The organism is Streptomyces diversicolor (assembly GCF_057537855.1).
The window spans coordinates 119,325-137,064 of sequence record NZ_BAAJXA010000017.1; the positions used below are offsets into that span (position 1 = coordinate 119,325).

The 17,740-nt window shown below is 71.6% G+C and carries 17 protein-coding genes; 14 read left to right on the forward strand and 3 right to left on the reverse strand.

Translation table 11 applies throughout. The features are described from left to right. Nucleotides 1-364 precede the first annotated feature (364 nt). On the reverse strand, nt 365-1,702 hold the full coding sequence (locus AC27LF_RS21410) for a sensor histidine kinase (RefSeq protein WP_479659141.1): 1,338 nt from the start codon (nt 1,700-1,702) through the stop codon (nt 365-367). A gap of 157 nt (nt 1,703-1,859) precedes the next feature. Further along, nucleotides 1,860-3,053, reverse strand: a complete 1,194-nt coding sequence (locus AC27LF_RS21415; protein ID WP_479659140.1) for a sensor histidine kinase — start codon at nt 3,051-3,053, stop codon at nt 1,860-1,862. Nucleotides 3,054-3,293: 240 nt separating this feature from the next. Between AC27LF_RS21415 and AC27LF_RS21420 the strand changes: the two genes are divergently transcribed. The 12 genes from AC27LF_RS21420 (at nt 3,294) to AC27LF_RS21475 (ending at nt 15,872) form a co-directional block, all read left to right on the forward strand. Then, the gene (locus tag AC27LF_RS21420; RefSeq protein WP_479659139.1) at nt 3,294-3,701 is read left to right on the forward strand and encodes an NADH-quinone oxidoreductase subunit A; all 408 of its coding nucleotides are present in this window, start codon (nt 3,294-3,296) and stop codon (nt 3,699-3,701) included. Further along, nucleotides 3,692-4,315, forward strand: coding sequence for an NADH-quinone oxidoreductase subunit B (locus tag AC27LF_RS21425; RefSeq protein WP_479659138.1), 624 nt, complete (start codon nt 3,692-3,694; stop codon nt 4,313-4,315). Before AC27LF_RS21420 ends, AC27LF_RS21425 begins: the two co-directional genes overlap by 10 nt. Next, nucleotides 4,312-6,486: an NADH-quinone oxidoreductase subunit C gene (locus tag AC27LF_RS21430; protein WP_487227804.1), complete on the forward strand. Its 2,175-nt coding sequence runs from the start codon at nt 4,312-4,314 to the stop codon at nt 6,484-6,486. Before AC27LF_RS21425 ends, AC27LF_RS21430 begins: the two co-directional genes overlap by 4 nt. Further along, nucleotides 6,483-7,451 (forward strand): complex I subunit 1/NuoH family protein, encoded by a 969-nt coding sequence (locus AC27LF_RS21435; RefSeq protein ID WP_479659137.1) that lies wholly within the window; start codon nt 6,483-6,485, stop codon nt 7,449-7,451. Before AC27LF_RS21430 ends, AC27LF_RS21435 begins: the two co-directional genes overlap by 4 nt. Before the next feature lie 2 nt (nt 7,452-7,453). Continuing rightward, on the forward strand, nt 7,454-8,005 hold the full coding sequence (locus tag AC27LF_RS21440) for a NuoI/complex I 23 kDa subunit family protein (protein WP_479659136.1): 552 nt from the start codon (nt 7,454-7,456) through the stop codon (nt 8,003-8,005). Beyond that, entirely contained in the window at nt 8,002-8,613 is a 612-nt protein-coding gene (locus AC27LF_RS21445) for an NADH-quinone oxidoreductase subunit J family protein (RefSeq protein ID WP_479659135.1), read from the forward strand. Before AC27LF_RS21440 ends, AC27LF_RS21445 begins: the two co-directional genes overlap by 4 nt. Continuing rightward, a complete protein-coding gene (gene nuoK, locus AC27LF_RS21450) occupies nt 8,613-8,993 on the forward strand; it encodes an NADH-quinone oxidoreductase subunit NuoK (RefSeq protein ID WP_404029332.1) in 381 nt (126 codons plus the stop codon). The genes AC27LF_RS21445 and nuoK overlap by 1 nt, the downstream gene beginning before the upstream one ends. Continuing rightward, nucleotides 8,990-10,984: an NADH-quinone oxidoreductase subunit 5 family protein gene (locus AC27LF_RS21455; protein WP_479659134.1), complete on the forward strand. Its 1,995-nt coding sequence runs from the start codon at nt 8,990-8,992 to the stop codon at nt 10,982-10,984. Before nuoK ends, AC27LF_RS21455 begins: the two co-directional genes overlap by 4 nt. A gap of 6 nt (nt 10,985-10,990) precedes the next feature. Further along, nucleotides 10,991-12,613 carry an NADH-quinone oxidoreductase subunit M gene (locus AC27LF_RS21460; protein ID WP_479659133.1) on the forward strand — a complete coding sequence of 541 codons (1,623 nt, stop codon included), beginning with the start codon at nt 10,991-10,993 and terminating at the stop codon, nt 12,611-12,613. Next, nucleotides 12,610-14,133 carry an NADH-quinone oxidoreductase subunit N gene (locus tag AC27LF_RS21465; RefSeq protein WP_479659132.1) on the forward strand — a complete coding sequence of 508 codons (1,524 nt, stop codon included), beginning with the start codon at nt 12,610-12,612 and terminating at the stop codon, nt 14,131-14,133. The genes AC27LF_RS21460 and AC27LF_RS21465 overlap by 4 nt, the downstream gene beginning before the upstream one ends. Before the next feature lie 239 nt (nt 14,134-14,372). Further along, a complete protein-coding gene (htpX, locus tag AC27LF_RS21470) occupies nt 14,373-15,236 on the forward strand; it encodes a zinc metalloprotease HtpX (RefSeq protein WP_479659131.1) in 864 nt (287 codons plus the stop codon). A gap of 123 nt (nt 15,237-15,359) precedes the next feature. Continuing rightward, complete coding sequence (locus AC27LF_RS21475) at nt 15,360-15,872, forward strand: DUF2231 domain-containing protein (protein ID WP_479659130.1); 513 nt, start codon at nt 15,360-15,362, stop codon at nt 15,870-15,872. A 62-nt stretch (nt 15,873-15,934) separates the two neighbouring features. Here the strand turns inward: AC27LF_RS21475 and AC27LF_RS21480 are convergent, their stop codons facing one another. Further along, nucleotides 15,935-16,336, reverse strand: coding sequence for a YccF domain-containing protein (locus AC27LF_RS21480; RefSeq protein WP_388716420.1), 402 nt, complete (start codon nt 16,334-16,336; stop codon nt 15,935-15,937). 258 nt (nt 16,337-16,594) lie between these two features. On the opposite strand from AC27LF_RS21480, the gene AC27LF_RS21485 reads away from it, so the two are divergent. Together AC27LF_RS21485 and AC27LF_RS21490 are read left to right on the forward strand one after the other, a co-directional pair. Beyond that, complete coding sequence (locus AC27LF_RS21485) at nt 16,595-16,750, forward strand: hypothetical protein (protein WP_479659129.1); 156 nt, start codon at nt 16,595-16,597, stop codon at nt 16,748-16,750. A gap of 129 nt (nt 16,751-16,879) precedes the next feature. Further along, nucleotides 16,880-17,446 carry an SMI1/KNR4 family protein gene (locus tag AC27LF_RS21490; RefSeq protein ID WP_479659128.1) on the forward strand — a complete coding sequence of 189 codons (567 nt, stop codon included), beginning with the start codon at nt 16,880-16,882 and terminating at the stop codon, nt 17,444-17,446. Nucleotides 17,447-17,740 lie beyond the last annotated feature (294 nt).

Sequence of the window (17,740 nt, forward strand, 5' to 3'; positions counted from 1 at the left end):
CGCGATCGTGTGCCGCGGACCTGCGCGCCGCGCGCCCGTGCTGCCGTGGGCCGTGCGTTTGCGGTCTATGTGGTGCGGGCCTGTGTGCTCGGGGCCCGTGTGCTGCGCGCACCCGTGTGCCGTGTGGCCCGAGTGTTGTGCACCTGTGTGCCGTGCACCTGTGTGCCGTGGGCAGTGGCTGAGGGCCTGTGTGCTGATCCGTGTCCTGCGCGCTGGATCGGCCGCGGGCCTATGTGTGGCCGGCCTATGTGGTGTCGGCCCGTGCGGCTGCGCGTCCGCGGGTCGCACAGTCAGCGTGGCATGGCCGCACGGGGCCGGCCGCCACCCATGTCGGGCGGCGGCCGGCCCCGTGCGACGGCCGGTGTCAGCCTCGCCAGGGCAGTTCCGCCGTCACCCGGGTCGGGCCGCCGGGCGGTGAATCCACCACCAGGATCCCGTCCACCGCGTCCAGCCGCTCCGCCAGCCCGGCCAGACCCGAACCCCCGGACACATCGGCTCCGCCCACCCCGTCGTCCACGACCTGCAGCATCAGCCGGTCGTCCGACCGCCAGACATCCACCGACGCCCAACGCGCCCGGGAGTGCTTGCTGATGTTCTGCAGCAGCTCCGAGACCGTGAAGTACGCGATGCCCTCGATCGCCGGCGCGGGACGCCGTGTCAGGTCCACCTCGACCTGCACCGGCACGGTGCAGCGGGAGGCGACCGCGGAGAGGGCCGCGTCCAGACCGCGGTCCGTCAGCACGGCGGGATGGATACCGCGGGCCAGGTCCCGCAGCTCCTGGAGCGCCGTCTTCACCTCGCCGTGCGCATCCTCCACCATCCGCGCCGCCGACCGCGGGTCCTCGGCCAGCTTCTCCTTCGCCAGCCCCAGGTCCATGGCCAGCGCCACCAGCCGGGCCTGCGCCCCGTCGTGCAGGTCCCGCTCGATCCGCCGCAGGTCCGCCGCCGCCGTGTCGACCACCACGCCCCGGTCCGACTCCAGCTCCACCACCCGCGCCGACAGCCGCGACGGCCCGAGCAGCCCGTGCACCAGCAGCCGGTCCACCATCGTCAGCGCCCGCACGATCCATGGCGTGGCCAGTGTGAACAGCAGCCCGACCAGCGCCGTGACGGTGATCTCGAAGGGGTTGTCGAGGTAGATCCGGTGGTGTTCGTCGCCGTAGAGCTGGATGCCGCCCTGTCCGCCGTACACCGGGAAGAGCCAGAACCACAGCGGATACGTCACCAGCGACCAGCCGATCGCCCAGAAGTTCACCGCGACGACGAAGGAGAACACCGCCCAGGGGAAGTGCAGCAGCGCGTACAGCAGGTGCCGCCACGACGTGCCGCTCTTCAGGACCGCGCCCATCCAGGCCATGACGCCCGGCTTGCGCATCCGCAGCGGCTCGGGTTCGGCGACCTCCAGGTCGAGCAGTGCCCGCGCCCGTGCCCGCTCCAGCAAGCCCAGACCGCGGCATCCCGCCAGCGCCCCCGCGAGGACCGGAATCCCGAGGAAGGTCACCAGCAGCCCCGCCCCCAACGACACCATCGTCACCGCGTACGTGAACATCAGGATGCTGATCGGCAGGCTCAGCAGCACATAGCCGAACTCGCGCCAGCTGCGCGCCGCGAACGGCGCGCGCAGTGCGGCCGGCAGCCGGCGCCGGCCCGCACCGTCGTGTTCGTACCGGTGCCCGTACCCCTGTCCGTACTCCGTGGCCATCGGTGTCGTCCCGTTCCCCTCGTCAGCGGCCTTCTGCCGTACCCCCACCCTCCTGCGCCGCGGGTCCGCGGACCATGGAGGCCGTCGGCGTCTTGGACGGGGGGTTTTCCCCACCCCGGGCCGACAGGGCTCCGTCCGGGTCCGTAGCCCTCAGCGGTCAGGAGGTTTCCGTCCGGTCCCGCCAGGGCAGCTCGGCGGTGACCGTGGTCGGCCCGCCGACCGGGGAGTCGACCACGAACAGCCCGTCGACCGCGCCGAGCCGTTCCGCGAGCCCGCGCATCCCGCTGCCCGCGTCGAGCCGCGCCCCGCCCCGGCCGTCGTCCCGCACCTGGATGAGCAGCCGGTCCTCGGACCGCCAGACGTCGACGGACGCCGTCCGCGCACCACTGTGCTTGCTGATGTTCTGCAACAGCTCCGAGACCGTGAAGTAGGCGATGCCCTCGATCGCGGCGGCCGGTCTCGCCTCCAGGTCGGCGGTCACCTTCACCGGCACCGTGCACCGGGAGGCCACCGAGGACAGCGCGGCGTCCAGGCCGCGGTCGGTGAGGACGGCCGGATGGATGCCCCGGGCCAGGTCGCGCAACTCCTGGAGTGCGAGCTTCACCTCGCCGTGCGCCTCCTCGACCATCGCCGCGGCCGAGTCGGGATCCTCCAGAAGCTTCTCCTTCGCCAGGCCGAGTCCCATCGCCAGACTGACCAGCCGGGCCTGCGCCCCGTCGTGCAGGTCCCGCTCGATCCGCCGCAGGTCCGCCGCCGCGGTGTCCACCACGACCCCGCGGTCGGATTCCAGTTCGGCGATCCGGCGTTCCAGCTCGTCGGAGGGCGACAGCAGACCGCGCACCATCGCCCGGTCCACGTTCGCCAGGCCCCGCGCGAGGAACGGCAGCACCGGCCACAGCACGAACAGCGAGGTGAACGTGATGACGAAGGTGAGGATCCCCCAGGGCAGCCGGATGAAGTCGTACAGCAGGGTCCGCCAGCCCACCGGGTCCTTCAGCGCCATCCACAACCGCTGGAGCAGCCCGCCGCCCCTGCCGAGCGGCAGCGGGCTCGGCTCGTCCACCCGCACCCCGAGCAGCGCCCGGGCCCGCGCCCGTTCCAGCTTGCCCAGGCCCCGTGCGCCGAACAGGGTGGCGGCGAGCAGCGGAAAGCCGATCACGGTGAGGGTCAGCGCGCCACTGGTGACGAGCGCCGTGGTCGAATAGGTGAAGCCGAGCAGCGCCATCGGCAGGTTCGCCAGGAGATTCGCGATCTCCTTCCAGGTGTGCGTGTCGAAGGCGAAACGGGCCGGCGGCAGACGGTCGTCACCGTCGGTCGCGGCCGCCCCGGCGGATGGCATGCGAGCGGTCATACGGGCTAGCGTGCCGTGTGGCGCGCCCCCGCGCCATGAGGTCCGCCGCCGCGGGGCCCGGGGGAAAACCCCACCTTTCGGTCCGGCCCGCGGACCGGGGCGAGCGGAGTCTGTGACGGGCTGCTTACCGTCTCTTTATCAGGGCCTAGACTCCCGTGCGTACAGGTCGTCGAATCGTGTCGCGTCACAGGATTCACCAAGGCACTCAGGTCAACCTGGTCAGGGAGCGAGGGACGGACGTTGCGGGAGACGTTGGGGGACTCGACCGCCGTCGTCGCGGCGGACTACTTCCGGTCCTATTCGGTCGTGGGACTGCTCGCGCTGCTGGGCGTGCTCTTCGTCGGGGTGGCCTTCGGCGCCGGCCGGCTGCTGCGCCCCGTCGTCCCCACACCCGAGAAACTGCTCACGTACGAGTGCGGCGTCGACCCCGTCGGCGAGGGCTGGGCCCACACCCAGGTCCGCTACTACGTGTACGCCTTCCTCTACGTGATCTTCGCCGTCGACTCGGTCTTCCTGTTCCCCTGGGCGACCGTCTTCGCCGACCACGGATACGGCGGGACCACGCTCGTCGAGATGTTCGTCTTCCTCGGCTTCCTCGCCGTGGGCCTGCTGTACGCATACAAGAAGGGCGTCCTGACATGGACGTGACCCGCACCAACCCCGAGCCCGTGCTGCTCCCCGAGCCCGGGCGTCCCCCCGCCGAAGGCAGCGGGCGGCTCGGCGCGCTCGCGCGTCTGGCCCCGGAACCGATGAAGATCGTCCTGAACTGGGGCCGCCGCTACTCGCTCTGGGTCTTCAACTTCGGCCTCGCCTGCTGCGCGATCGAGTTCATCGCCGCGTCGATGGCCCGCCACGACTTCATCCGCCTCGGCGTCATCCCGTTCGCGCCGGGCCCCCGCCAGGCCGACCTGATGGTCGTCTCCGGCACGGTCACGGACAAGATGGCGCCCGCGGTGAAGCGGCTGTACGAGCAGATGCCCGAGCCGAAGTACGTCATCTCCTTCGGCGCCTGCTCCAACTGCGGCGGCCCCTACTGGGACTCCTACGCCGTCACCAAGGGCGTCGACCAGATCATCCCGGTGGACGTCTACGTACCCGGCTGCCCGCCCCGCCCCGAGTCGCTGCTCCAGGGCATCCTCAAGCTCCAGGAGAAGATCGCCGGGGAGTCGCTGGGGGAGCGCTACGAGGCCGGGAGGCCGTCCACCGCCGCCCTGCAGAGCGGCCTGGTCCGCCCGCCGACCGCGGAGGGAGGCGCGCGATGACCGCCGTCGGCTGGCTCCCCGCCCCCGTCGAGGAGATCTTCGGCCCCGAGGCCACGGCGCAGGAGTCCTACGGAGTCCTCACCGTCGACGTGCCGCCGCAGTCCTGGATCCCCGCGCTTGAGACCGCCCGCACGACCCTGACCTGCACCTATTTCGACTGGCTGAGCGCGGTCGACGAACCCGGCACGGGCTTCAGGGTGTCCGCGCACGTCGTCGCCCTGGCCCCGGTCCGGCGCCTGCTGCTCCGCACGACCGTCCCCCACGAGGCGCCGGCGCTGGCCTCCGCCGTCGGTGTCTACGCCGGCGCCGCCTGGCACGAGCGCGAGACGCACGAAATGTTCGGCGTCCGCTTCGAAGGCCACCCCGGCCTGCACCACCTCCTGCTCCCCGAGACCTTCGAGGGCCATCCCCTGCGCAAGGACTTCGTCCTGGCCGCCCGTGTCGCCAAGGCATGGCCGGGCGCGAAGGAACCCGGCGAGTCCGACCACGGCGGACCCAAGCGCCGCCAGATGCTTCCCCCGGGCGTCCCCGACCCCAACGAATGGGGCCCTCTGAAGGGCCAACTCCCCCCGGCCCCGACCCGCCCGACCCGCCGCACCCGCACCACAACGGAAGCCTCCGCCGCACCGACCACCACACCACCCCGCCGGTCCCGCACGACATCGGAGGGCTCCACGAGCCAGACGGAGCCGACAGGTCCCCGCCGCTCGCGCACCGCGGCGGAGGGCTCCGCGAGTCAGAGGGGCGCGGCTGGACCCGGCGTGTCGGGTGCGGCGGCGGAGGGTTCCGCTGGTCAGACGGGGTCGGCGGGTCCCCGTCGGTCGCGTACGGCGGCGGGGGGTTCCGCGAGTCAGAGGGGGGCGGCTGGTCCCGGTGGGTCGGGTGCGGCGGAGGGTTCCGTCGGCCAGACCGCGGGTGCGGCGGCGGCCGAGGGGGCGGCGCCGACGGAGGCATCCGGACCCGGTGCGGCGAGCGCCGCCTCGGAAGGTGTGGCTGCTCGGCGAGCCGAGCGCGCCACCTCGACCACCCCGCGCCGCGCGCGCAGCGCGAGCCAGGGGTCTGCCTCCCAGCGGGCACCGCAGGCCGAGCGGGCTGCGCAGGCCGAGGCAGTAGAGGGGCAGGAGCAGGCTGAGGCAGTAGAGGGGCCGGAGCAGGCTGAGCGGGCGGAACAGGCTGAGGTAACAGAGCAGGCGGCGCGGGCTGAGCGGGCCGAGGCGGTAGACGGGGCTGAGCAGGCGGGGCAGGGGTCGGGGACGTCGGATACGGCCGAACCGACCGACACCGCGGCAGCGGCGAAGCCGTCGGCGCCCACGGGCCCCCGCCGCTCACGCGGCGCGTCGGAGGGGTCCGCCGCACAGCGCGCCGGTGCGTACGCCGAGGCGGGGCAGGAACCCACGGCACCCGACACGGCCACCCGGCGCCCCGCCCGACCCACGGCGCCCCGCAGTTCGGACGCGCCCTGGCACCACGCCCGCCCCGCCTTCGACGAACCGCAACCACCCAGGCCCCCGCAAGCGGAGCCCCACCCCACCGAGGCCACCCCGCAAACCCCGGACAAGGGCGAGGCCGCGGGACCGGACAAGAACGGCCCAGCCCCCAAGGCCGAGGAGAATGGCCCAGCCCCCGAAGCTGAGGAGATCGACCAGGTCCCCCAGGCTGAGGAGAACGGCGGCGCTCGCGAGGGTGAGGAGACGAGCCCGGAGACGGAAACCCGTCCGATGCCCGAATCCGGCCGTGCGTCCCAGGCGTCGCCGGACACCCACACTCATGCCAACGCCAACGCCAACGCCAACGCCAACGCCAACGCCAACGGCGACCGTCGCGAACCCGCGACCGACAAGCCGGCGGCCCAGGAGGCGGCTCCCGAAGGCCCCCGGTCCGAGCGAGCGGAGTCGGAAGGGCCTGCCTCCAAGGAGTCCGCGTCCGAGGCGCCCCGGCCCGGGGGAGCGGCGGCTGAGGAGCCTGGGCCCGACCAAGGGGCGTCTCAGATGCCCGGGGCCGCGGAACCCGGCCGCGAGGGACCGGTCCCCGGAGAATCGGTCCCTGGGGAATCGGCCTCTTCGGACGAGCCGCCCACGGCCGGTCCAGCCACCGGCGCCAACGCCCCTGCCCCCGACGCTCCCGATCCTGACGGCCCCGCCCCCGACACCCCCATAGGAGGCCCGCAGTGAACGGCGTGCTGGACGTCGCCCTGCGACTCCTCGTCGTGTTCGTCGTCTTCCTCACCTTCCCCCTGATCGTCGGTCAGACCGAGCACAAGGTGATGGCGCACATGCAGGGCCGCCTCGGCCCGATGTACGCAGGCGGCTTCCACGGCTGGGCCCAACTCATCGCGGACGGCGTCAAGTTCGCGCAGAAGGAAGACGTCGTCCCGAACGGCGCCGACCGCCGCATCTTCCAGCTCGCCCCGGCCGTCGCCCTCCTCCCGTATCTGCTCGTCCTGCTCGCCATCCCGATCGGCCCCGGCGAGGGCGCGGTCGGCCAGGTCCTCGACGCGGGCGTCTTCTTCGTCCTCGCCGTGATGGGCGTCGGCGTCCTCGGCTCGCTCATGGCGGGCTGGGCCAGCGCCAACAAGTTCTCCCTCCTCGGCGGCCTGCGTACCGCCGCCCAACTCCTCGCCTACGAACTCCCGATGCTGCTCGCCGCCGCCTCCGTGGCGATGGCGGCCGGCACGGTCTCCCTCCCCGGCATCCTCGACGCCTTCGAGTGGTGGTGGCTGCCCTGGCAGATCGTCGGCGCGCTCGTCTTCTTCGTCGCCGGCCTCGCCGAACTGCAGCGCCCGCCCTTCGACATGCCCGTCGCCGACTCGGAGATCATCTTCGGCGCCTACACCGAGTACACCGGCCTGCGCTTCGCCCTGTTCCTGCTCGCCGAGTACGCCGGAATCATCGTCCTGTGCGGTCTGACCACCGTCCTGTTCCTGGGCGGCTGGCACGGCCCGTGGGGCGCCGACGGCCTCGGCTGGGTCTGGACCCTGCTGAAGACGGCGCTCCTCGCCTTCGTGGTCATCTGGCTCCGCGTCACCTACCCGCGGCTGCGCGAGGACCAGCTCCAGAAGCTCTCCTGGACCCTCCTCGTCCCCCTTTCCCTCGCCCAGATCGCCCTCACCGGCATCGTCAAGGTGGTGATCCAGTAGCCATGGCCCCCATCCCTGGCAGCGGCCTCGCCAAGGGCCTGGCCGTCACCCTGCGCACGATGACGAAGAAGACCGTCACCGAGCAGTACCCCGACGTCCAGCCCGACCTGCCGCCCCGCACCCGCGGTGTGATCGGCCTGTTCGAGGAGAACTGCACGGTCTGCATGCTGTGCGCCCGCGAGTGCCCCGACTGGTGCATCTACATCGACTCCCACAAGGAGACGATCCCGGCCGCCACCCCCGGCGGACGCGACCGCAGCCGCAACGTCCTCGACCGCTTCGCCATCGACTTCTCCCTCTGCATGTACTGCGGTATCTGCATCGAGGTCTGCCCCTTCGACGCGCTGTTCTGGTCCCCGGAGTTCGAGTACGCCGAGACCGACATCCGCGAACTCACCCACGAACGCGACAAGCTCCGCGAGTGGATGTGGACCGTCCCGGCCCCGCCCGCCCTCGACCCCGGCGCGGAGGAACCCAAGGAGATCGCCGCCGCCCGCAAGACCGCCGAGAAGCTGGCCGCCGCCCAGGCCGAGCCCCAGGAGGGAGACACATGAGCCTCGCCGCCCCCACCCATGGCTTCCTGTCCCCGACGGGTGTCGAGATCGCCTTCCTCCTTGTCGGCCTGGTCACCTTCGGCGCCGCGCTCGTCACCGTCACCACCCGGCAACTGGTGCACGCCGCCCTGTGGCTGGTGGTCACCCTCGGCGGCCTCGCCGTCGAATACCTCCTGCTCACCGCCGAGTTCATCGCCTGGGTGCAGGTCCTCATCTACGTCGGTTCCGTCGTCGTCCTCCTCCTGTTCGGTCTGATGCTCACCAAGGCCCCCATCGGCCGCTCCCCGGACGCGGACTCCGGCAACCGCTGGGCCGCCCTGACCGTGGCCGTCGCCGCCGCGGCCGCCCTGGTCTGGGTGGTCGTCGACGCCTTCCGCTCCACCTGGATCGACCTGGACGGTGCCGCCGCCGGAACGACGAAGGTCACCGGCGAAAGCCTCTTCCGGCACTGGGTCCTTCCCTTCGAGGCCCTGTCCGTCCTCCTCCTCGCCGCCCTGGTCGGCGCGATCGTCCTGTCCCGCAAGGCGAAGGCGGACGCGGCCGGCCCGCAGGTCCCCGGCGCCCGCGACGGCCGGGCCGCCGCCGAGGAAGCCGAAGGAGTCCGCTGATGCACCTCGCCTATCCCGTCGTGCTCTCCGCCCTCCTGTTCTGCACCGGCCTGTACGGCGTCCTCGCCCGCCGCAACGCGATCCTGGTCCTGATGTCGGTCGAGCTGATGCTCAACGCCGTCAACCTCAACCTGGTCGCCTTCGACGTCTGGCTCAGCAAGGCCGCCGCGGAGACCCTGCACTCCGGCCAGGCCCTGGCCCTGTTCACCATCGCCATCGCCGCCGCCGAGATCGGTATCGGCCTGGCGATCGTCCTCGCCGTCTACCGCAACCGCGGCACCTCCGACATCGACCGGCTCCGCGACACCGCCGAGGGCCACGAGAGCGACGGACCCGACCGCGGCGACCCCGCCGCCGAGAAGGCTGAGGCCACCGCGTGACCACGACCACCCTCGCCGTCCTCGTCCCTCTCCTGCCGTTCCTGGGCGCCGCGGCCGGGCTGCTGCTCGGCCGCACGGCCCCCGGCTTCGTCCGCCCGCTCGCCGTCCTGCCGACCCTCGCCTCCCTACTGCTTGCGGTCCTGGTCGCCATGCGGCAGGGCGGCGGCGACGCCATCGACTCCGCCACCGAGCTGACGCCCACCGGCTCGGTCCCGATCGAACTCGCCCTGCACATCGACGGCTTCGCCGCCCTCGTCGCCCTCCTGGTCGGCTTCGTCGCCACGTGTGTGCAGGTCTACTCGACCGGCTATCTGCGCGACGACCCGCGCTACCCCTCCTACGCCGCACTCGCCTCCCTGTTCACCTCCGCGATGTTCCTGGTCGTCTACTCCGGCGACCTGATCGTGCTGCTGGTCGGCTGGGAAGTCATGGGCATCTGCTCCTACTTCCTGGTCGGCCACTACTGGGAGACCCCGGAGGCCCGCGCCGCCTCCCTCAAGGCCTTCCTCGTCACCAAGCTCGGTGACGTGCCCTTCCTGATCGGCCTGTTCGCCCTCGCCACCGACGCCGGGTCCTTCCGCATCACGCGTGTCCTCAACACCGTCGCGAACGGCGGACTCGACCACCCGACCGTGATCGCCCTGCTGCTTCTCGCGGGCGTGGCGGGCAAGTCGGCGCAGTTCCCGCTGCACACCTGGCTCCCCGACGCGATGGCGGGCCCCACGCCCGTCTCCGCGCTGATCCACGCCGCGACGATGGTCGCCGCCGGTGTCTACTTCGTCGCACGTCTCCTCCCCGTCTTCCAGGCATCCACGGCCGCGATGGTCGTCCTCGCCGTCATGGCCGCCGTCACCATGGCCGGTTCGGCGCTCGCCGCGCTCGCCCAGGACGACATCAAACGCGTCCTCGCCTACTCCACGATCGGCCAACTCGGCTATATGACCGGCGCCCTGGCCGTCGGCGACCGCGGTGCCGCCGTCTTCCACCTCCTGTCCCACGGCGCCTTCAAGGCGCTGCTGTTCCTCGCAGCAGGCGTGATCATCCACGCCGCCGGCACCAACTCACTGGCCGCCATGTCCCGCATGGGCCGTCTGCGCGACCGCGTCCCCGACGCGTACTGGACGATGACCGTGGCGCTCCTCGCGCTCGCCGCGATCCCGCCCTTCAGTGGCTTCTTCTCCAAGGAGTCCGTCCTCGGCGCGGCCGAGCACGTCGCCACCGGCCACACCGAGCACGCCCCCGGCGGCGCGGGCTGGATCGTCCTGCTCGCCGGACTGCTGACCGCCCTCCTCACCGCCGCGTACGCGACCCGTCTGTGGCTGCTCGCCTTCCGCGGCCGGGGAACCGAGGCCCCGGACCACGGCCGTCAGCCGCTCACCATGACCGTCGTGCTGTGGGTGCTCGCCATCCCGTCACTCGCCTTCGGCGGCTTCGTGTTCCGGCTGCTGCCCGACTGGTTCGGCGGTGGCAGCCTGGCCCCGACCCTCACCACCTCGGTGCTCGGCACAGGCCTCGCCCTGGTGGGCGGTCTGGTCACCTACGGTGCCTGGCAGCGCACCACCGCCTTGGCCGCGCGCACCCCGATGGGAGCGGTCGCCGCCCACCCCGAGGCCGACGCCGCACTGGTCGAGGCGGAGGCCATCGCCAGCCACCGGCCCGCCTACGGCGACGTGGCCTACGCCCCCGATCCGGCCGATCCCGGGCGGCTGCTGCTCGGCCCGCTCCACCGGCCCGCCGCCACCGGCTTCCACCTGGATGCCGTGTACGCGGCGCTGTTCGTCCGACCGGTCCAGGCCGGAGCGAGTCTCGTCCGGTTCCTCGACCGCGAGGTCGTCGACACCTACGTACGCGGCGCGGCGGCGCTGCCCCGGCTGCTCGGGGCCGCCGTACGGCGCGCCCAGACCGGCAACGTACAGACCTATGTGAGCGCGCTGCTCGCTGGCACCGTCGTCCTGGCGGTCGCCGTCCTCCTCGTCGCCACGGGAGCGTGAGCAGGCGTGATCGATATCAACGAGTCCGTGATGCAGTTCCTTCTGGCGTTCGTCGTCGTCGGCCCGCTCCTCGGCGCCGCCGCCGCTCTGCTGCCCGCGCCGCCCGGACTGAAGGGGAAGTCGCCCGAGCAGGCCGTGCTGCGCCACGGCGTGACCGTGACCGGGGCCATCCTCGCCGCCACGATCGTCCTCGCGCTCGGCTTCGACCACGACCATCCGTCGAAGATGCAGGCCACGACCGACATCAGCTGGATCCCCGCTCTCGACGTGCGGATCCACCTCGGCATCGACGGCATCTCCCTCCCCCTTCTGGTCCTGACCGCGCTGCTGACCTTCCTCTGCGCGCTCTACTCCTACTTCAAGCTGCCTGCGGGCCCGTCCCCGAAGGCGTTCGTCGCCCTGGTGCTCCTGCTGGAGTCCGGCACTCTCGCCACCTTCGCGGTCCTCGACCTGCTGCTCTTCTTCCTCGCCTTCGAGATGGTGCTCATCCCGATGTACTTCCTCATCGCCCGCTGGGGCGGCGAGGGGCGGACCCAGGCCGCCTGGAAGTTCATCCTGTTCACGCTGCTCGGGTCCGTCGTCATGCTGCTCGGCCTGCTCCTGATCGGAATCAAGGCGGGCACGTTCGACATGATGGCACTCGCCACTGACAACGGCCGGTCGCTGACCACATCCGTGCAGGTCATCGCCGTTTTGGCGGTGGGAATCGGGCTCGCGGTCAAGACGCCGATGTGGCCGCTGCACAGCTGGCTGCCGGACGCCCACACCGCCGCGCCGACCGTCGGCTCGGTCCTGCTGGCCGGTGTCCTGCTGAAGATGGGTACGTACGGGTTCGTCCGGATTCTGCTGCCGGCGGCGCCCGACGGCTTCCGCACCTTCGCCCCCTACCTCGCCGCCTTCGCCGTCGTCGGGATCATCTACGGATCCCTGGCCTGCCTGGCCCTCGCCAAGCAGGGCGCGAAGGGCGACCTCAAGCGGCTCATCGCCTACTCCTCCGTGGGCCACATGGGCTTCGTCCTGCTCGGCATCGCCACGATGACCCCGACCGGCGTCAACGGCGCGCTGTTCGCCAACATCGCCCACGGCCTGATCACCGGCCTCCTCTTCTTCCTGGTCGGCGCGGTCAAGGAGCGCACGGGCAGCACCGACCTCGACGCCCTTTCCCTCCCGTCGCCCGGCCACCCCTCGTCGAACGGCTCCACCGCGCCGCACCTTCCGGCCGGCGCCGCGCTGTACGGCAAGGCACCGCGGCTCGGCGGCCTGCTGGCCTTCGCCGCGGTCGCCTCCCTCGGCCTGCCCGGACTGGCCGGGTTCTGGGGCGAGATGCTGGCCCTGTTCGGCGCGTTCCGTCCCGCGGCCGGCCTCAGCCGTCCCGCGTTCCTCACGTTCATGGCCATCGCCGCGTTCGGCACGCTGCTGACGGCCGCGTACCTGCTCATCGTGGTCCGCCGCGTCTGCATGGGCCCCGTACCGCAGCAGGAACCGAAGCTCGCCGACGTCCGCACGTACGAGTTCGCGGCCTGGACGCCGCTCGTCGCCCTCACCGTCGTGGCCGGACTGTGGCCCAAGGCACTACTCGGGCTGACCGACCCGGCCGTGCAGCAACTCCTCGCAGGAGGCACCCGATGAGCCACCCGGCCCAGCCCCTGGCCGAGTCGCTGGTCCAGTCCGTCGACTGGCTCGCGATCGCCCCGCCCACCATCGCGGCGATCGTCGGTCTCGGCGTCCTCGTCGCCGACCTGTTCGTGCCCGACGCGAAGAAGGCCGTACTCGGCTGGTGCGCGGTGGCCGGACTCGCCGTCTCGGCCCTCCTGCTGCTGCCCCTCCTCGACGCCGACCGCAGCACCTTCTGCCAGACCGGCGACCCGCGGCTGTGCAGCTACACGGCCGACCGGTTCACCCTCGTCATCCAGTTCCTCGTCCTCGGCGGCGCCCTCCTGGCCGCCCTGCTGTCGGTGACCGCACTCAAGGACGGACGCAGGAGACTCCCCGAAGGGGAGTTCTGGTTCCTGCTGCTCTCCTCCGCCGCGGGCGCCGCCCTGCTGCCCGCCTCCCGGGACCTCGCCACCCTCGTCGTGGCTCTGGAGGTCGCCTCGCTGCCCGCGTTCGCCCTCGTCGGCATCCGGCACGGCGACCGCAGGTCCTCGGAGGCCGCCCTGAAGTTCTTCCTGTCCTCGGTCACCGCCACCGCGGTCAGCCTGCTGGGCATCAGCTTCGTGTACGCCGCGACGGGCACCCTCTACCTCACCGGGATCGCCGACCGCATCCAGCACGTCGACGGACAACTCCACACGCTCGCCCAGACCGGCGTCGTCCTCACCCTGGTCGGCTTCGCCTTCAAGACCGCCGCGGTGCCCTTCCACTTCTGGGTGCCCGACACCTACGTGGGAGCGCCCCTGCCCGTCGCCGCCTACCTGTCGGTCGTCGGCAAGGCCGTCGGCTTCTCCGGCCTCATCCTCGTCACCGTCGTCGCCTTCCCGTCGTACGCCGACGCCTGGGGCCCAGCCCTCGCCGCGCTGGCCGCCCTCACCATGACCGTCGGCAACGTCGGTGCCCTGCGCCAGCAGGCCACGCGCGCGTACAGCGCGGTACGGCTGCTCGCCTGGTCCTCCGTCGGCCAGGCCGGCTACCTCCTGGTCCCGATCGCCGCCGCCGGATACTCCGCGGACGCCCGCACATCGATCGGGTCCACGGTCGCCTACGCCCTCATGTACGCCGCCGTGAACCTCGGCGCCTTCGCCGTCGCCGCCCTGGTGGGCCGCACGAGGGCGCTCAACCGCGTCAGCGACTACCGCGGCCTGTACGCCTCCAACCCCATGACCGCCCTGCTCCTGGCCTTCTTCCTGCTGTGCCTCGCGGGGCTGCCGCCGGGCGTCATCGGCCTCTTCGCGAAGGTCACCGTTTTCTCGGCGGCCGTCGACGCGGGCCTCGGCTGGCTGGCCGTCGTCATGGCCGTCAACGTGGTCATCGCGCTCGTCTACTACCTCCAGTGGACGGCGCTGCTGTTCCGTGCCCCCGAGCAGGAGCCCGCGCGGCACCGGGTCCCCGCTCCCCTGACAGCCGCCATCGCCCTCACCGGAGCCCTCGGCATCGCCCTGTCCGGGGCGCCCCAACTCGTCCTCCGCTTCGCCGGCACCGGCCTGTTCTGAGCACCCCGCACGCGCGCGGAGCAGCCGGACCACGCGCGCGTGCCCGCCGCCGCGGTGGCCGTCACCCGGACGGCCGACCCGCGGCGCCGCCCTCACAAGGGAACTCGCGGCCCTCGCCTGGCGTTGACCAATACGGGAGGGTCCACTGGACGTGACACCACGGCACCAGTGGCTTCGCAGATCAGCAAGCACACCAGCAAGCAAAGGGTTCCCCTGCTGCACGATTTGGAGGGCGTACCGTGCACCGCCGGCACAACGGGCTCAGGACCGCAGTACTCCTCGGGGGACTGTCCGCACTCATCATCGTCATCGGCAGCTTCTTCGGCCGTACGGGCCTGATCGTCGCGGTGCTGATCGCCCTCGGCACGAACGCGTACGCGTACTGGAACAGCGACAAACTGGCGCTACGCGCGATGCGTGCCCGCCCGGTGAGCGAGTTCGAAGCCCCGGCCCTCTACCGCATGGTCCGCGAGCTGTCCACGCAGGCCCGTCAGCCCATGCCCCGCCTCTACATCTCACCCACGGAGGCGCCGAACGCGTTCGCGACGGGCCGCAACCCGCGCAACGCCGCCGTGTGCTGCACCGAAGGCATCCTGCGCATCCTGGACGAGCGCGAGTTGCGTGGTGTCATCGGCCACGAGCTGAGCCACGTCTACAACCGGGACATCCTCATCTCGTCGGTCGCCGGCGCCCTCGCCTCGGTGATCATGTTCCTGGTCAACTTCGCCTGGCTGATCCCGATCGGCCGCTCCGACGACGACGAGGGCCCCGGCCTGCTGGGCATGCTGCTGATCATCATCCTGGGCCCGCTCGCCGCGAGCCTCATCCAACTGGCCATCAGCAGATCCAGGGAGTACGAGGCGGACGCCTCCGGGGCCCAGCTCACCGGCGACCCGGTCGCCCTCGCCAACGCCCTGCGCAAGCTCGACGCCGGCACCAAGCAGCTGCCCCTGCCGCCCGAGCCGAGGATCGAGACCGCGAGCCACATGATGATCGCGAACCCGTTCCGCCCGGGCCAGGGACTGTCCAGGATGTTCTCGACGCACCCGCCCATGGCCGACCGTATCGCCCGACTCGAAAGGATGGCGGGCCGCAACCGCTGACGACCGTCCTGAGCACCGTCTGACCTGTCCTGAGCGGCGTCGCTCGTCCTCGTCCCGTCTGAGAGGAAACTGAGAGACTGCTGTGCCAGGCTGGCGCGCCCCGCCACGCTGAGGAGCGCCCCGATGGGTCTGATCAACGGCTTGCCCGCCCATGTCCTGCTGGTTCACATAGTCGTCGTGCTGGTACCGCTCGCCGCGCTGGCCTTGGTGGTGGCCGCGCTGTGGCCGCGCGCGGCTCAGCGCCTGGGCCCGCTGCTGCCGCTTCTGGCCCTGGTCGCCCTGGTCAGCGTGCCGTTGACCACACAGGCCGGCGAGTGGCTGGAACGGCACGTGAACAACGACGCGCTGGTACGGCGGCACACCGAGATGGGTGATGGTCTGCTGCCCTGGGTCCTGGGGCTGTTCGTGCTGGCCGCGGTCGTGTGGTGGGCGGCAAGGAGCGCACCGGCGGAGACCGGGCGAGCCGGCCGTGTGCGCTGGTCGGCCCCGCCCGTCCGGATCGTCGTGGGAGTCCTTTCGCTGGCCGTCGCGGTGGGAGCGGTGGTGGACGTCTACCGGATCGGCGACTCCGGAGCGAAGGCCGCCTGGCACGACGCCGTCTCCAAGACGGCGACGGGGACAGACGACGGCTCCTGACCTGGACGGGCCCACCCGGCATGGGCCCGGACCTCACTCCTGACCGCGGCGGCGCAGCCGGGTCAGCGTCCGCCGAAGGCCTGATCGGTCGGGACGACCTCCTGACCCAGGGGCATGAGGGAGATCGGAATCAGCTTGAGGTTCGCCCAGCCGAAGGGAATCCCGATGATCGACAGGAAGAGCGGGATGCTCGTGATCAGGTGACCGAGGGCGAGCCACCAGCCCGCGAAGACGATCCAGATCACATTGCCGATGCACGAGGGTGCCCCGGCGTTCTGCTTCGGCACCGTGGTGCGGCCGAAGGGCCAGAGCACGAAGCCTGCGATCCGGAGCGAGGCGATGCCGAAGGGGATGGTCACGATGAGGACGAAGCAGATCAGCGCGGCCACGGCGTAGGCGATGGCCATCCAGATCCCGCAGAAGATCAACCACAGGACGTTGAGGACGAGGTTGATCGGTTTCATGATCGCTGCCCCTTCAGGAGTGACGCTCGTACGCGGTCTCACCAGCCAGTATCCGGCGCCCAAGTATGAAGCCGTAACCGCAGCGGCCTTGTGGGAGAGTTGTGAGCGCAGGGAAGCGATCCTGTTCGGCACCGCCGGCGTCAAGCTGATGCCGGTGCCCCCGCTCCCACCGGGCCGTGGGGGCGTCCCGCGAACCGGCTTGTTCGTGGCGTCGCGCACCGCGATGACGGACGCGCGGCCGGAGGAGGGGAGCGGCAGGTGGGGGCACCGAGTATGCCGTCATGGTGTACGAGGGCCGGACTGCTCGTCCTGGAAGCCCTGACCGGCGGAGGGGGCGCGTTCGGCCGGTTCTTTCTGCCCGACGTCCGCGTCCTCGACGACCGCTCCTGCGTGCGCGGCCTGCGCGGTTCCTGACCGGGAAAGGCATCGAGGTCCGGTCGGCCTGACCGCCCCTTAACCGCCGCCGCCGAGCACGGTTTTCCACAGGTTCGGGGTTGTCCACAGGCCCGCCCGTTTGTCAGAGGCGGCCTGCATCATGAAGCCATGACCGAGATCGAGCAGTTGCTGACACAGGTGGCCGCGCAGGCCCGCACCTCCCGTCCGTGGGGCTGGCCTTCGCTGCCCAGGCCCGTCGAGCCGGCCGCGCCGGCCCGTGCGGAGGCCGCTCTGGGCTTCGCCCTGCCGCCGCTGCTCGCCTCGCTCTACAGCCGTATAGCGGACGGCGGCTTCGGCCCGGAGTACGGCCTGCTGCCCCTGCTCGACAGCCCGCCCTCCGGCGAACCGGCCGCCGTCGCCCAGTACCTCACCAACCGAGAGGAGGGCCGCAAGGACCCGGACTGGCCCTGGCCCGAGGGCGTCCTGCCGATATCCCACTGGGGATGCGGGATGTACGCGTGCGTGGACTGCCGCACCCCCGAAGCCACCGTCCTGCTCTACGAGCCGAACGCCGACGAGGCCGACCACGCCTGGTATGTCGACGCGCCCAGCCTCACCGACTGGCTGCACGCCTGGCTCGACGGCACCGGCTGGTACGAGGAGAGCAACGACGGCATGGACCTGGAACCATGGGCCGACTTCCGGAGCCGCACAACCCCCTCACCCACCCCCTGAAACCGGTCCCCGCCACCGGCGTCCCGCCTCCCTGCGGTCAGGGCGCGGCCTGTACCGCTGCCCCAGCGCCCTTGAGTACGCCCCCATCCGCCGCGTACGCCGTCAGCGGCTGCCCCCACTGCCGAGCACCCGCGCCCACGGCCCCCGCGCGCCCGGCCACGGTGAACGCCGACATCACACACCCCACCGGCACGAGCGATCGGAAGGAGGTCGGCATCGGTCAGGACGACAGAAGTACGGAGGTCAGAGATACGGAGGTCAGAGACCAGAAGGACAGGAGGTGAGGTCAGGAAG

Excerpts from the sequence above, each read along its gene's own strand:
- AC27LF_RS21410 (WP_479659141.1), bottom strand. The coding sequence starts at position 1,702 with ATGGCCACGGAGTACGGACAGGGGTACGGGCACCGGTACGAACACGAC.
- AC27LF_RS21415 (WP_479659140.1), bottom strand. The coding sequence starts at position 3,053 with ATGACCGCTCGCATGCCATCCGCCGGGGCGGCCGCGACCGACGGTGAC.
- AC27LF_RS21425 (WP_479659138.1), top strand. The coding sequence starts at position 3,692 with ATGGACGTGACCCGCACCAACCCCGAGCCCGTGCTGCTCCCCGAGCCC.
- AC27LF_RS21430 (WP_487227804.1), top strand. The coding sequence starts at position 4,312 with ATGACCGCCGTCGGCTGGCTCCCCGCCCCCGTCGAGGAGATCTTCGGC.
- AC27LF_RS21440 (WP_479659136.1), top strand. The coding sequence starts at position 7,454 with ATGGCCCCCATCCCTGGCAGCGGCCTCGCCAAGGGCCTGGCCGTCACC.
- AC27LF_RS21445 (WP_479659135.1), top strand. The coding sequence starts at position 8,002 with ATGAGCCTCGCCGCCCCCACCCATGGCTTCCTGTCCCCGACGGGTGTC.
- nuoK (WP_404029332.1), top strand. The coding sequence starts at position 8,613 with ATGCACCTCGCCTATCCCGTCGTGCTCTCCGCCCTCCTGTTCTGCACC.
- AC27LF_RS21465 (WP_479659132.1), top strand. The coding sequence starts at position 12,610 with ATGAGCCACCCGGCCCAGCCCCTGGCCGAGTCGCTGGTCCAGTCCGTC.
- AC27LF_RS21475 (WP_479659130.1), top strand. The coding sequence starts at position 15,360 with ATGGGTCTGATCAACGGCTTGCCCGCCCATGTCCTGCTGGTTCACATA.
- AC27LF_RS21480 (WP_388716420.1), bottom strand. The coding sequence starts at position 16,336 with ATGAAACCGATCAACCTCGTCCTCAACGTCCTGTGGTTGATCTTCTGC.
- AC27LF_RS21490 (WP_479659128.1), top strand. The coding sequence starts at position 16,880 with ATGACCGAGATCGAGCAGTTGCTGACACAGGTGGCCGCGCAGGCCCGC.